Genomic DNA, 13,629 nt, shown 5'->3' with positions numbered 1-13,629 from the left:
TAAATAAATCATTCGCTACGTTAAAAACGATGTCTTATCAGATTTATTGTTTCAAGAATTGACAATAGGGGGTGGGGAAAATAAAAAAACCGCCAGTGGGTAACTGACGGTTTTGGTTTTGCAGGTGAGTCTTACTTTTCTTATGCTGTAGTTGTACGAATCAGATAATCAAAGGAGCTCAGCGATGCTTTCGCGCCCTCGCCGGTGGCGATGATAATCTGTTTGTACGGTACGGTAGTGCAGTCGCCAGCCGCGAAAACGCCCTTCACGCTGGTTTCACACTTAGCATCGATGATAATTTCACCCATGCGGTTACGTTCAACGGAGCCTTCCAGCCAGTTGGTATTCGGCAGCAGGCCAATCTGAACAAAAATACCTGACAATTCGACATTGTGGACATCGCCACTGACGCGATCGCGATATTCCAGACCGGTAACCTTGCTGCCATCGCCTTTCACTTCGGTTGTTTGTGCATTCAGAATGATATCGACATTTTTCAGGCTGCGAACTTTATTCTGCAGAACCTGGTCAGCCTTCATTTCCGGAGCAAACTCCAGCAAAGTCACATGCTCAACAATACCAGCCAGATCGATAGCCGCTTCAACGCCAGAGTTACCACCGCCAATGACTGCTACGCGTTTACCTTTAAACAGCGGGCCGTCACAGTGTGGGCAATAGGTAACGCCTTTGGTGCGATACTGGTCTTCGCCTGGAACGTTCATGTTGCGCCACTTAGCACCGGTCGCAATGATTATACTGCGCGCTTTCAGTACCGCGCCGGAAGCGGTTTCAATCTGATGCAAGCCACCTTCCGTCGCCGCCGGAACCAGTTTGCTGGCGCTCTGGCTATCAATGACATCAACATCATAATCATCAACGTGTGCTTTCAGTGCGCCTGCCAGTTTCTGCCCCTCGGTTTTCGGCACCGAGATATAGTTTTCGATATCAACGGTATCAAGTACCTGACCACCAAAGCGTTCGCCCATCAGGCCGGTTCGAATACCTTTACGCGCAGAATAAACTGCAGCAGCAGCCCCAGCAGGACCAGAACCGACGATCAGCACATCGTAAACGTCACGCTTATTTAGCTCTTCTGCTGCACGTTTCTCTGCGCCAGTGTCCACTTTTGCCACGATTTCAGTCAGCGTCATACGGCCCTGACCAAACTCTTTACCGTTCATATACACCGCCGGAACGCCCATCACGTTACGATCGGTAATCTCATTCTGGAATGTGCCGCCATCAATCGCCGTATGTTTGATACGCGGATTCAGAACCGCCATCAGGTTCAGTGCCTGCACCACGTCCGGGCAGTTATGGCAGGACAGAGAGTAATAGGTTTCAAACTCAAAATCCCCGTCGAGGGCGCTGATCTGCTCCAGCAGAGACTGCGCCTCTTTAGACGGATGACCACCGGTCCACAACAGTGCCAGTACCAGTGAGGTAAACTCGTGGCCCAATGGGGAACCGGCAAAACGCGGCCCCTGGCTGGAGCCCGGATTCGTAATCAGGAACGAGGGCTTACGTACTGCCAGAGTGTTGTCTTCTTTGAAGGTGACTTTCTCTGAAAGCTCAGCAATTTCAGTCAGCAGTTCCTTGATTTCTGCCGATTTAGCGCTGTCATCCAGCGTTGCAATCAGCTCAACAGGTTTGGTCAGTTTCTCAAGATAAGCCTTGAGCTGGGTTTTCATATTTGTGTCGAGCATTGTTCTTCCCTCTCTGAAAACATCATCATGCAAGCCGACTTCGCGGGACTGCATTAATGCAACTTGCGTCATGGTGCTGGAATGAAACAGGCGCAAATTTGCGCCTGTGGAATGCCGGATGCACTGCGTTTATCCGGCCTACAAATTATGCGACTTAAATCTTACCAACCAGGTCCAGAGATGGAGCTAATGTCGCTTCGCCTTCTTTCCATTTCGCCGGGCAAACTTCGCCTGGGTGAGAAGCAACGTACTGAGCTGCTTTAATTTTACGCAGCAGGTCAGACGCATCACGGCCGATACCTTCAGCGGTAACTTCGATTGCCTGAATGATGCCCTGCGGGTCAACAACGAAAGTTGCGCGGTCAGCCAGACCTTCATCTTCACGCATGTTGTCAAAGTTACGGGTCAGGGCGCCAGTCGGGTCACCGATCATCGCATATTTGATTTTGGCGATGGTTTCAGAGCTGCTGTGCCATGCTTTGTGAGTAAAGTGGGTGTCGGTAGAAACAGAGTAAACGTCTACGCCCAGCTTCTGCAGTTCTTCATAATGGTCTGCAACGTCACCCAGTTCGGTCGGGCAAACGAAAGTAAAGTCAGCCGGGTAGAAGAAGAAGACACTCCAACGACCTTCGGTATCTTTCTCGGTTACTTCGATGAACTCACCGTTTTTGAACGCCTGGTTTTTGAAAGGTTTAATTTTTGTATTAATCAAAGACATCTGTACTTCCTCCGTGTTTTCGTTGAGGGATAAGTTAACGAAAATCTCTTCTCAGGGCTAATGCGTTTCCTTTATCAAATCAATAAGCGTTAACTAACAACCGACTCAACCCATTTTGATAACTCTAAGCCAAAAGTAAAAAAGGCCCCCTTTGCAGGGAGCCCCATTACCCGAGTTACCCGCAGATAACTTCAGTGCCAGCAGTGCTGGCTAAGTGTTGCGCTCTACATTACCTTAACAAAGGTTGTAACAGCGATTGGGATTACATCACCCAGCGAACGAAAGGGCAATCGACAGACTGTCGGTCTTACCTATGGCTGTGATAGGTTTTACAACTCAGCCCCCTTTCCTTCTGATTTTATAAGGAAAATCAATGTTCAAACGTACATTACTCTTAGCCCTGTTACCTGCCGTCGTACACGCCGAAGACCTCCCGGACGCCGTTAAAGCGATTGAGAAACAAGGCATTACAATCCTGAAGCCGTTTGACGCGCCGGGTGGAATGAAAGGCTACCTGGGAAAATACCAGGACATGGGCGTGACTATCTATGTCACACCAGACGGAAAACATGCTATCTCCGGCTATATGTATAACGAAAAAGGCGAAAACCTCAGTAATGAGCTGATAGAAAAAGAAATCTATGCACCTGCAGGACGCGAAATGTGGCAGCGTATGGAAAAAGCACACTGGATCCTGGACGGCAAAAAAGAGGCTCCGGTTATCGTCTATGTATTTGCCGACCCTTTCTGCCCGTACTGCAAACAGTTCTGGCAGCAAGCGCGTCCATGGGTTGAATCTGGTAAAGTTCAGTTACGAACGCTGCTGGTAGGCGTGATTAAACCCGAAAGCCCGGCTACTGCGGCGGCAATTCTGGCAACCAAAGATCCGGCTAAGACCTGGCACGACTATGAGGCCTCCAGCGGTAAAATGAAACTGGACATGCCGGCATCTCCCCCTTCAGAGCAACTGAAGGCACTGAATATCAATCAAAAATTAATGGACGATTTGGGCGCTAACGTGACACCGGCAATCTATTACATGAGTAAAGACAATACATTGCAACAGGAAGTAGGTTTGCCAGATAAGGAAAAATTGAACATCATTATGGGCACTGAATAAAGATAATACGATGAGTGATTATTATCATTTTCATATCGATCGCTCATCACACTTTTTCCTCGTACAATTAACACAGGCTGTGCTACTTTAGTTTTAGTTAACTGTTCATTAAGATTTAAATGGATATGTGCTAAGAATGATTAATAACTTAGACATAATGAAACGGAATATTTCAGAGCAAAGCTAAGACAGGAATGGATATATGGCTAACCTTTACGACCTCAAAAAATTCGATCTCAACCTGCTGGTTATTTTTGAATGCATCTATCAACATTTAAGTATTAGCAAGGCAGCTGAAACGCTGTACATTACGCCATCCGCAGTCAGCCAGTCGCTACATAGATTACGCACTCAGTTTAATGACCCTCTGTTTATCCGCTCCGGAAAGGGAATTACCCCTACCGTGACAGGGATAAACCTGCATCACCATCTCGAAAATAATCTCAATAGTCTGGAGCAGACAATAAATATAATGAATAACTCCACTCTGAAGAAGAAATTTATCATTTACAGTCCGCAAATTATTACCACCACAGGCGTGATGAAGTTAGTTCAATATCTCAGAGAGGATTCGAACGTTGAAATTGAGCATCGGGATATCTTAATGTCTGCAGAAACAGCTGAAGATTTATTGGCTTACCGAAAAGCTGATCTGATAATCACGCTGTCACAGATTGCTAATCGCTCAATTATATGCACCCCATTCAAAACCATCGAAAACGTGTTAATCTGCAGCGGAAATCACCCAAGGATCAATCAATCCAGTACACTTGAACAAATACTGGAAGAGCAATTTACATTATTTCTCTCCGATGACTCAGGCATTAAAGAATTTCAATCAAGAGCGAGTTCTTTTTTAACCAATCGTAAAATCGGTTTCTACAGTGACTCTTTAATTTCCATAACTAATATCATAGCCACTACCGATATTATTGGTCTGGTACCGCGAGAGGCTTACGACTTTTATGCAGCACCGCTTAATCTTAAACAGATTAAAATTGATGTGGCATTACCCAAAGTACAGCTTTTTTTAATGTACAACCGAGCATCACTTAATAATCAGGGATTCGCTAATACCATTAAAAAAATAACGGATAGTGGAATGTGATTTGATACAACAGGTTTTTACACAATACATTCATGGAGAAAATGTCATTACGTAACAAATACAACATTTGAATATTTATATATAAAGATTGCACGATACGCAAAATAGCATATCTTATTACGAGCATTTATTATGAATATCACCCGTAATATCTCATATGGATTTGATATGTCTGTTTACAAAATCCCGCTTAAACAAAACGTACTTGAAGCGGCCCAGGAACGCATATCCTGGACGCTAGAGACTTTACCTCGCATATGTGTTTCGTTATCAGGAGGTAAGGATTCCGGGCTAATGCTGCATTTAACAGCAATGCTTGCACGCCAGTTACATAAAAAAATCAGCGTCTTGTTTATCGACTGGGAGGCACAATTTTCATGCACAATCAATCATATAGAGGAGTTACGCGAACTTTATTCTGATGTTATCGAAGCGTTTTATTGGGTGGCGTTACCGCTAACAACACAAAATTCACTCTCACAGTATCAACCCGAATGGCAGTGCTGGGAACCGAATGCACAGTGGGTTCGTCAACCTCCCGCAGATGCTATTACCGATCCGTCTTATTTTCCCTTCTATCAATCCGGCATGACCTTTGAGCAATTTGTTCGCGAATTTGCTGATTGGTTTTCTGAAAAACGCCCAGCAGCCATGATGGTAGGTATACGTTCAGATGAGTCATATAACCGCTTTGTAGCGATAGCTAACTCGCGAAAACAGCGCTTTGCCGATGATAAACCCTGGACCACCTCAGCGCCTGGGGGGCATACCTGGTATATCTATCCCATTTATGACTGGAAAACTGCTGACATCTGGACGTGGTTCGCTAAAACGCAAAAGCCGTGTAATCCCTTGTATAACCTGATGTATCAGGCTGGCGTTCCTACACGTTACATGCGTATTTGTGAACCGTTTGGACCGGAACAACGCCAGGGGCTATGGCTGTATCATGTTATAGAGCCTGAGCGCTGGGCAGCCATGTGCGCCCGCGTTAGCGGCGTGAAAAGTGGTGGTATTTATGCCGGGCAGGACAACCATTTTTACGGTCACCGGAAAATATTGAAGCCAGAGCACTTAGACTGGAAAGAGTATGCCCTGTTACTGTTGAACAGCATGCCAGTGCCAACGGCAGAACATTACCGCAACAAAATTGCGGTCTACTTACAGTGGTACAGGAATAAGGGAATAGATGACATTCCTCTGATGCAAGAGGGTGATATCGGTTCAAAAGATATTCCGTCGTGGCGGCGTATTTGCAAAGTGCTCCTGAATAATGACTACTGGTGCCGCGCCCTTTCATTTAGTCCCACTAAACCTAAAAACTACCAACGTTATAGCGATCGTATGAAAGCAAAACGTCACGAATGGGGACTCTTATGCAACATCGATTAACTCAGGAACTTACCGGGTTTCTTTCTGGTTTGTCAGAAGAAGAACGAATTGATGCCATCAATGAATTCAGAATGGCAATTCACAGCGTCAGTCCATTTCGTAATGAACCGGTAGATTGCGTGTTATGGATAAAAAACGAACATATCTCTCCAAATGATTACAACCCGAACAACGTTGCTCCTCCGGAGAAAAAACTGCTACTGAAATCCATTGAGGCAGATGGATTCACACAACCTATTGTCGTCGTTGAATCAAGCGCAGAAGAGTATGAGATTGTCGATGGTTTTCACCGCCATGAAATAGGCAAAAACAAACCTTCCCTGAAAGCACGGTTAAAAGGTTATCTTCCCGTCACCTGTTTACATCGTGAACGCCATGAACGTATGGCGGCGACAATCCGCCATAACCGTGCCCGCGGGCGGCATCAAATTCACGCCATGTCTGAAATCGTGAGAGAGTTGTCGCAACTGGGTTGGAGCGAAGAGAAAATAAGCACAGAGTTGGGAATGGATAATGACGAGGTGTTGCGACTGAAACAAATCAACGGCCTGCAAGAGTTATTTACCGACCGTCGATTTTCCAAAGCCTGGACTGTGAAATAGCTACAGCGAAGACAGGCGTTCTGCCGCCGCCAACAGCGTCGATTCTTGCTTGGCAAAACACAGACGAATCAGTTTATGTGGGAAAGGATCGGCGCAGAAAACGGACAGCGGGATTGCCGCGACACCTACCTCTTTGGTCAGCCACTGGCAAAACTCAACATCGTTGAGTTCAGAGACTGCACTGTAATCGATCAGCAGAAAATAAGTCCCTTCACAGGGCAAAATTTCCAGCCGACTGTCACGCAGCGCATCCACCAGAACATCACGTTTTTTCTGATAAAACGTCGGCAGGTCACGATAATGCGCTGGATCTGCCCGCAGCATATCCGCCAGCGCCAGCTGTGCCGGCGTGTTGACTGAAAAGGTCAAATACTGATGCACTTTGCGTAACTCTGCGCTGATGGCCTGTGGCGCAACGCAGTACCCGACCTTCCAGCCGGTCATATGATAGGTTTTTCCAAACGACGAAACGGCGACAGCTCGCTCCCGCAACTGCGGATGCGCCAGCACGCTGGAGTGCCCGTGCGCGGCAAAGCAGATATGTTCATAGACTTCATCGCTAACGACAAAAATCTCATGCCCTTTAATCGCCTGCCACAGCGCGTCGAAATCCGCATTGCACCAGACTGTCGCGGAAGGATTATGCGGCGTATTGAGAATAACCAAGCGGGTACGATCGCTGAGTAACCCGGCAAACTCCTGCCAGTCCACACGAAAATGCGGCGGTTGCAACGCAATGCGTTTCACTACGCCACCGGATAACGCCACTGCAGGCGCATAGCTATCGTAGCTGGGATCAAAACAGATAACCTCATCTCCGGGTCGAACCAAAGCTGTAATAGCGGCATACAGCGCTTCTGTCGCACCTGCGGTGATCGTAACTTCGCTATCAGCATCTGGCTTGTAGCCGTACAACCCGGCGGTTTTGTCAGCGATGGCTTCGCGAAGCGGCTGTACACCCGTCATCGGCGCATACTGGTTCGCGCCCTGCGCCACATGATATGCCAGGCGTTGTTGTAAATAGTGCGGGCCGTCAAAATCAGGAAAACCCTGGGAGAGGTTAATCGCCTGATGAGCCTGCGCCAGCGCGCTCATTTGCGTGAATATAGTGGTACCTAAATTTGGCAGTTTGCTATGCACAATCAGCGGGTTATTACTCATTATTGTTATCCCAGCGGGTGATGTTGTTGTTGAAGCCACTATAACACGATGCTAGTATTTGGCAATCAAGACGTTCAGACGTCTATATAAAAATAACCTGCCTCGACAGGACAGCCAAAAGGACAACACAACATGAGTAATACCGAGATTCGCGTCGTCACCGGCCCGGCCAATTATTTTTCCCATACCGGTAGCCTTTCCAGGCTGGAAGATTTTTTCTCTGCCGGGCAACTCGCGCGCGTCGTCTGGGTTTATGGCGAACGGGCCATCGCCGCTGCCCGTCCCTGGCTGCCCGAGGCGTTTAATCTCACCGGTGCAAAGCATCTGCTCTTTACCGGACATTGCAGTGAAACAGATGTGTGCCAACTGGCAAAAGATGCGGGAGATGACCGCAGCATAGTGATTGGCGTGGGCGGCGGAGCACTGCTCGACACGGCTAAAGCGCTGGCTCGTCGGTTGAATTTACCTTTCGTGGCAATCCCAACCATTGCCGCCACCTGCGCGGCCTGGACTCCCCTCTCTGTCTGGTATAACGATGCCGGTCAGGCACTGCATTTCGAAATATTCGATGATGCCAATTTCCTGGTGCTGGTGGAGCCGAGGATCCTACTCAATGCACCGGAGGAGTATTTACTGGCGGGTATCGGTGACACGCTGGCGAAGTGGTATGAAGCCGTCGTACTTGCGCCACAACCCGAAACCTTGCCACTAACCGTACGTCTTGGGCTCAACGGCGCACTGGCGATCCGCGACGTCCTGCTCGAAAGCAGCGAACAGGCGCTGGCAGATAAACAGCGTGGCGAACTGACCCAGGCTTTTTGCGATGTGGTGGATGCGATTATTGCTGGTGGTGGAATGGTTGGTGGTCTGGGTGAGCGTTACACTCGCGTGGCAGCAGCACATTCGGTACATAATGGCCTGACCGTGCTCCCACAGACGGAGAAATTTTTACATGGCACCAAAGTGGCGTACGGCATACTGGTGCAGAGCGCGCTGCTGGGACAAGACGATGTGCTGGCGCAATTGATTGCCGCTTATCAGCGCTTCAATTTACCTACCCGGCTGGCCCAGTTAGAAGTAGATATCACTAACCACGCCGAGATCGATAAAGTGATTGCGCATACTCTGCGCCCGGTGGAATCTATTCACGCGCTGCCGGTGACATTAACACCAGCAACCCTGCGTGCCGCATTTGAAAAGGTGGAGTCGTTTAGCGTGTGAGATGAAGAGCATTAACAGCAGCGTGCGCCGCCTTTCCCACCATAGCGCGCATCCTGCCGCTCACGGAAGAATTCCTCATAGCTCATAGGTGCCTGGTCCGGATGTGTGACGCGCATATGCTCAACATAATTGTCGTAATCTGGCACGCCAATCATTAATCGGGCGGTTTGGCCTAAATATTTGCCGGCTTTTGAGAGCGTTTCAAACATAGTAATTCCCTGTCGTACAAACGCCCTCCCCGTTCAGGAGAGGGCTTATTGGTTAAGAGAATTTTAGTGCGCGCCTTTCGCCTGCGCCACAATCTCTTCAACATTCTCTGGCATCGGTTCGTACGGTGTTTCTTTCGATGTTGGTTTGTCCTCTTTCAGTGCTGCCAGCGCTGTTTTGATGGAGAACAGACCCAGTACCACCACGACAACCATGAAGAAGACAGTCAGCCCGGCGTCAAGACGGTTGTTAAACACCAGTTGCGTGAGCTGTGACTGAGTATACTGCGCCGGAATGTTACCGCTGTCGATCATAGCCTGGAACTTGTTAGCGATAGCCAGGAAACCAATTTTCGCATCAGGGCTAAACGCTTTCTGCCAGCCAGCGGTCAGCGTACAAATCAGCAGCCACGCCGTTGGTACCAGGGCTACCCATGCGTAACGCTGGCGCTTCATCTTGAACAAGACCACGGCACACAGCATCAGCGCCATACCTGCCAACATCTGGTTGGCGATACCAAACAGTGGCCACAAAGTGTTGATACCACCTAATGGATCCACCACGCCCTGGTGCAGGAAGTAACCCCAGGCCAGTACGCATAGCGCTGTCGCCAGCAGGTTAGCAGGCAGCGAGTCGGTACGCTTCAGGCTCGGCGACACCACGCCCAGCAAGTCTTGCAGCATAAAGCGCGCGGCTCGTGTACCGGCATCAACCGCCGTCAGAATAAACAACGCCTCAAACAAAATGGCGAAGTGATACCAGAACGCAACATCCATCATGCCACCCAGCGCACCGTGCAGAATGTACGCCATCCCCACAGCCAGCGTTGGTGCACCACCTGCGCGGGAAATAATGGATTGCTCCCCGACCTCATTGGCGATTTGATGCAGAGTATCCGGGGTGATCGCAAAGCCCCAACTGCTCACTACCTGTGCTGCAGAAGCCACCACATCTACTGTACCCGCCGGAGCCAGCACCGCCATCGGGCTGTTCATCGCAAAGTAAACGCCCGGATCGATGATACAGGCGGAGACCAGCGCCATAATGGCGACAAAGGACTCCATCAACATCCCACCGTAGCCGATAAAACAGGCCTGCCCTTCATTCGCCAGCATCTTCGGCGTAGTACCGGAAGCGATCAGCGCATGGAAGCCAGACACCGCCCCGCAGGCAATAGTAATAAACAGGAACGGGAACAGGTTACCTGTCCACACCGGACCGGTACCGTCAACGAACTTGGTTAACGCAGGCATGGTCAGCGTCGGGCGCATGATCAAAATACCCACCGCCAGGCCAACAATCGTCCCGATTTTCAGGAAGGTAGAGAGGTAATCACGCGGAGCCAGCAGCAGCCATACCGGAAGCACGGCTGCCACAAAACCGTAGCCCACCAGCATCCAGGTCAGTTGCACGCCGGTAAAGTCAAAGTACGGTGCCCAGGTCGGGCTTTCAGCAACCCAACCGCCGGAAATAATGGCAAATACCAGGAACACCAGGCCAATGACTGACACTTCACCAATGCGACCTGGACGCAGATAGCGCAGATAAACGCCCATAAAGATCGCCAGCGGGATGGTGAACGCCACGGTGTAGGTTCCCCACGGGCTGTGAGTCAGCGCTTTGACGACGATCATCGCCAGTACCGCGAGGATAATCACCATAATCATGAAGCATGCCACCAGCGCAATAACGCCTGCCGTCGGCCCCATCTCTTCTTTCACCAGTTCGCCAAGGGAACGGCCATCGCGACGGGTTGAAACGAACAGCACCATAAAGTCCTGCACCGCGCCCGCCAGAACTACCCCGGCCAGCAGCCAGATCATCCCCGGCAGATAGCCCATCTGCGCCGCCAGCACCGGACCGACTAACGGACCTGCCCCGGCGATTGCCGCAAAATGGTGACCAAACAGCACTTTTTTATCGGTGGGAACATAATCCAGACCGTCGTTATGGCGCACGGCTGGCGTCATACGCGTCGGGTCAAGCGCCAGTACATTTTTAGCGATGTACAGGCCATAAAAACGATAGGCAATAAGATAGACACAGACCGACGCTACCACTATCCACAGCGCGTTGATCTGTTCACCACGGTTTAACGCAATATATCCCAGGGCAAATGCTCCCATGACGGAGAGCAATGTCCAGACGAGGTATTTCCCTGATTTGTTCATAGTTGTTATCCGTTTGCGTGTTCCAGAAAGATGTTACATTTTGTTTCTATAACATCTTTTCCGGATTTAACAACCTGACAACCACATAAACCCGAGACACTACTGACTATTTACATTGCATTGTTAACTAGATCACTTCATTTACCTGTTAACAATGCAATTTCATTTTACTCTGTCGGCAACTTCACCCCATCACCGCAGTTCCTAAACGACAGGTACAGCAGCGGCGTCCCTGCTCATCGAAAATCACGATTTCCCAGCTTTGGTTTTGACGACCGAGATGCAACGGCTGGCAAACACCACGCACTTTTCCCTGCGAAACCGCGCGATGGTGCGTCGCGTTCAACTCCGTGCCCACCACACATTGTCCGTCGCGAGTCATCAGGTAGCCCGCCATCGATCCCAGCGTTTCCGCCAGCGCCGCCGACGCGCCACCATGCAGCAGACCAAACGGCTGATGGGTACGAGCATCCACCGGCATTTCGGCTTCCAGTACATCATCACCCAGTCGGGTATAGTTGATACCTAAATGCGCAACCAGCGTGTTCTGACTGGTTGCATTCAGTTCATCAAGGGTTAAATGTCGTTTCCAGATCATCGTCATGCTCCCAGCGTAGAGCCGCCGTCCACCACGATATCCTGCAAAGTAATATGGCTGGCCAGATCGGAGGCGAGGAATAAAATGGTGTTGGCAATTTCCTGCGGACGGGCGATTTTCCCTAACGGAATACCGAGCTTAAACTGCTCGCCAAACCCACGAATACGCTGCTGTTCGGCGTCATCACTGACCCACAACGTACGCTGCATATCAGTATCGGTCGATCCAGGAGAAACCACATTACAGCGCACACCGCTGCCTGCCAGTTCCAGACCGACAGTCAGTGCCAGGCTTTTCAGCGCGGCTTTTGACGCCCCATAAGCACTCATACCGATCCGCGGCGTGTGCGCTGCATCAGAAGCTACGGTCACTATCGCCCCGCCCTGCTGGCGACGAAACTGCGCCATCGTCTGCTGAAACAGATTAAACGCGCCACCGACATTGACAGCAAACGTCTGCTGCCAGTCTTCCTGGCTCAGTGCGTCGGTTGGCCCCATACGCAAAATCCCAGCGGCATTGACCAGCACATCCAGCCGCTCACTCTTTTGCAACACGCGCTGACACACCTCAGCCACCTGCCCGGCATTTGCCACATCCAACACTTCAGTAGCAAACGGGTACACATCCTGAGAAAACTCACGATCAAACCCTGTTACCCGCGCACCGGCGTCAACAAACGCCAGTGCCGTGGTGTAACCAATACCTTTACCTGCGCCAGTCACCCAGACAGTTTTACCTGCGAAATCAAACCCGGCCATTACTTCACCTCGCGGGAAAGCAGTTTCCACCAGGCGTCAATCGTCGGATTTTTCGCCAGCATCACGAAGTCGATATCGCTATGCACTTTACGCCAGCGTGCCGCCAGCGCCATCATACGCACTGAATCCAGACCGTAGTCGATTAGATTTTCATCATCCATCGGCTCATCGGATTCATCCAGCAGCGGCAGAATAACGCTGCGTAGTGCCTCTTTACTGGTGGGAACAGGTGCCGGCAATAACTCCTGCGTCATCACCACGCGACCGGAACGCCCTGCCACATATTTCAGCGACATCATGTGTTCGTCACGACTAAAGTCCGCCAGCGCATCGGCCACCATAAACGGCTTGATATCGCGCATAAAGGCATCCGTTGCCGTAGTCATACACCCGATATGGGCATAAACGCCGGTAATAATCAGCTGATTACGTCCGGTCTCTTTCAGCATCTGTTCCAGCGGAGAGCGATGGAATGCGCTGTAACGCCATTTCACCAGAATGGTATCCGCTTCGTCCGGCGCCAGCGCATCAACGATTTTTTGCTGCTCAGGCGAGCGTGTCAGACCCGGTCCCCACATATCATTAAGCAGGGCCCGATCTTCATCGCTCTGATCTTTCGGCTGTGCGGTGTAATAGACGGGGATATTGTGTTCTTTGCAGTACTGGCGCAGCGCGGCGATGTTCGCCACCACCTGCTTCATCATCGGGCAATTTTCGCCCCAGAAGCTGATAAAGTAATCCTGCATATCGTGTACCAACAGCGCAGCACGCTCTGGTTCAAACGCCCAGTCGACTTTGTTCACCGGAACATCAAGCGCTGTGGGCAGTGCATAAGCCTGCAGTTTAGGAATCGCCATCTTTTATTCT

General features: G+C 50.1%; 13 protein-coding genes. 5 read left to right on the top strand and 8 right to left on the bottom strand.

The window, feature by feature from the left end; translation table 11 throughout:
- Positions 1–140: 140 nt before the first annotated feature.
- Complete coding sequence (gene ahpF / locus OGY01_RS13465; RefSeq protein ID WP_286493225.1) at positions 141–1,706, bottom strand: alkyl hydroperoxide reductase subunit F; 1,566 nt, start codon at positions 1,704–1,706, stop codon at positions 141–143.
- A gap of 154 nt (positions 1,707–1,860) precedes the next feature.
- Entirely contained in the window at positions 1,861–2,424 is a 564-nt protein-coding gene (gene ahpC, locus OGY01_RS13460; protein ID WP_002894394.1) for an alkyl hydroperoxide reductase subunit C, read from the bottom strand.
- Between the two features lie 373 nt (positions 2,425–2,797).
- Here ahpC and dsbG point away from each other — a divergent pair, with 373 nt between their 5' ends.
- From dsbG to OGY01_RS13440, 4 genes are all read left to right on the top strand, one after another.
- Positions 2,798–3,544 carry a thiol:disulfide interchange protein DsbG gene (dsbG, locus tag OGY01_RS13455; protein ID WP_284097103.1) on the top strand — a complete coding sequence of 249 codons (747 nt, stop codon included), beginning with the start codon at positions 2,798–2,800 and terminating at the stop codon, positions 3,542–3,544.
- Between the two features lie 202 nt (positions 3,545–3,746).
- On the top strand, positions 3,747–4,652 hold the full coding sequence (gene citR / locus OGY01_RS13450; RefSeq protein WP_045440998.1) for a DNA-binding transcriptional repressor CitR: 906 nt from the start codon (positions 3,747–3,749) through the stop codon (positions 4,650–4,652).
- 168 nt (positions 4,653–4,820) lie between these two features.
- Positions 4,821–6,044: a phosphoadenosine phosphosulfate reductase gene (locus OGY01_RS13445; RefSeq protein WP_045440996.1), complete on the top strand. Its 1,224-nt coding sequence runs from the start codon at positions 4,821–4,823 to the stop codon at positions 6,042–6,044.
- Positions 6,029–6,646: an IbrB-like domain-containing protein gene (locus OGY01_RS13440; RefSeq protein ID WP_045440994.1), complete on the top strand. Its 618-nt coding sequence runs from the start codon at positions 6,029–6,031 to the stop codon at positions 6,644–6,646. Before OGY01_RS13445 ends, OGY01_RS13440 begins: the two co-directional genes overlap by 16 nt.
- Here OGY01_RS13440 and OGY01_RS13435 read toward each other — a convergent pair whose 3' ends face one another.
- Complete coding sequence (locus tag OGY01_RS13435) at positions 6,647–7,807, bottom strand: pyridoxal phosphate-dependent aminotransferase (protein WP_286493223.1); 1,161 nt, start codon at positions 7,805–7,807, stop codon at positions 6,647–6,649.
- Between the two features lie 132 nt (positions 7,808–7,939).
- On the opposite strand from OGY01_RS13435, the gene OGY01_RS13430 reads away from it, so the two are divergent.
- Positions 7,940–9,028 (top strand): oxidoreductase, encoded by a 1,089-nt coding sequence (locus tag OGY01_RS13430; RefSeq protein WP_286493222.1) that lies wholly within the window; start codon positions 7,940–7,942, stop codon positions 9,026–9,028.
- An 11-nt stretch (positions 9,029–9,039) separates the two neighbouring features.
- Here OGY01_RS13430 and OGY01_RS13425 read toward each other — a convergent pair whose 3' ends face one another.
- From OGY01_RS13425 to OGY01_RS13405, 5 genes are all read right to left on the bottom strand, one after another.
- On the bottom strand, positions 9,040–9,237 hold the full coding sequence (locus OGY01_RS13425; RefSeq protein WP_045440988.1) for a YbdD/YjiX family protein: 198 nt from the start codon (positions 9,235–9,237) through the stop codon (positions 9,040–9,042).
- A 63-nt stretch (positions 9,238–9,300) separates the two neighbouring features.
- Positions 9,301–11,406, bottom strand: coding sequence for a pyruvate/proton symporter CstA (cstA, locus tag OGY01_RS13420; protein WP_045440986.1), 2,106 nt, complete (start codon positions 11,404–11,406; stop codon positions 9,301–9,303).
- Positions 11,407–11,590: 184 nt separating this feature from the next.
- A complete protein-coding gene (gene entH / locus OGY01_RS13415) occupies positions 11,591–12,004 on the bottom strand; it encodes a proofreading thioesterase EntH (RefSeq protein ID WP_045449489.1) in 414 nt (137 codons plus the stop codon).
- Between the two features lie 2 nt (positions 12,005–12,006).
- A complete protein-coding gene (entA, locus tag OGY01_RS13410; protein ID WP_286493220.1) occupies positions 12,007–12,762 on the bottom strand; it encodes a 2,3-dihydro-2,3-dihydroxybenzoate dehydrogenase EntA in 756 nt (251 codons plus the stop codon).
- Positions 12,762–13,619: an isochorismatase gene (locus tag OGY01_RS13405; protein ID WP_225760634.1), complete on the bottom strand. Its 858-nt coding sequence runs from the start codon at positions 13,617–13,619 to the stop codon at positions 12,762–12,764. Before OGY01_RS13405 ends, entA begins: the two co-directional genes overlap by 1 nt.
- Positions 13,620–13,629: the final 10 nt, after the last annotated feature.

Origin of the sequence: Citrobacter sp. Cm038, assembly GCF_030333105.1 — a bacterium.
GTDB lineage: Bacteria > Pseudomonadota > Gammaproteobacteria > Enterobacterales > Enterobacteriaceae > Citrobacter > Citrobacter murliniae.
The sequence above is the reverse complement of the archived record's forward strand: the minus strand, read 5'-3'. Positions and strand labels throughout refer to the sequence as shown.

What these genes read in the sequence shown, in the direction of transcription:
- ahpF (WP_286493225.1), bottom strand. Translation starts at nt 1,706, where the DNA reads ATGCTCGACACAAATATGAAAACCCAGCTCAAGGCTTATCTTGAGAAA.
- ahpC (WP_002894394.1), bottom strand. Translation starts at nt 2,424, where the DNA reads ATGTCTTTGATTAATACAAAAATTAAACCTTTCAAAAACCAGGCGTTC.
- dsbG (WP_284097103.1), top strand. Translation starts at nt 2,798, where the DNA reads ATGTTCAAACGTACATTACTCTTAGCCCTGTTACCTGCCGTCGTACAC.
- citR (WP_045440998.1), top strand. Translation starts at nt 3,747, where the DNA reads ATGGCTAACCTTTACGACCTCAAAAAATTCGATCTCAACCTGCTGGTT.
- OGY01_RS13445 (WP_045440996.1), top strand. Translation starts at nt 4,821, where the DNA reads ATGTCTGTTTACAAAATCCCGCTTAAACAAAACGTACTTGAAGCGGCC.
- OGY01_RS13440 (WP_045440994.1), top strand. Translation starts at nt 6,029, where the DNA reads ATGCAACATCGATTAACTCAGGAACTTACCGGGTTTCTTTCTGGTTTG.
- OGY01_RS13435 (WP_286493223.1), bottom strand. Translation starts at nt 7,807, where the DNA reads ATGAGTAATAACCCGCTGATTGTGCATAGCAAACTGCCAAATTTAGGT.
- OGY01_RS13430 (WP_286493222.1), top strand. Translation starts at nt 7,940, where the DNA reads ATGAGTAATACCGAGATTCGCGTCGTCACCGGCCCGGCCAATTATTTT.
- OGY01_RS13425 (WP_045440988.1), bottom strand. Translation starts at nt 9,237, where the DNA reads ATGTTTGAAACGCTCTCAAAAGCCGGCAAATATTTAGGCCAAACCGCC.
- cstA (WP_045440986.1), bottom strand. Translation starts at nt 11,406, where the DNA reads ATGAACAAATCAGGGAAATACCTCGTCTGGACATTGCTCTCCGTCATG.
- entH (WP_045449489.1), bottom strand. Translation starts at nt 12,004, where the DNA reads ATGATCTGGAAACGACATTTAACCCTTGATGAACTGAATGCAACCAGT.
- entA (WP_286493220.1), bottom strand. Translation starts at nt 12,762, where the DNA reads ATGGCCGGGTTTGATTTCGCAGGTAAAACTGTCTGGGTGACTGGCGCA.
- OGY01_RS13405 (WP_225760634.1), bottom strand. Translation starts at nt 13,619, where the DNA reads ATGGCGATTCCTAAACTGCAGGCTTATGCACTGCCCACAGCGCTTGAT.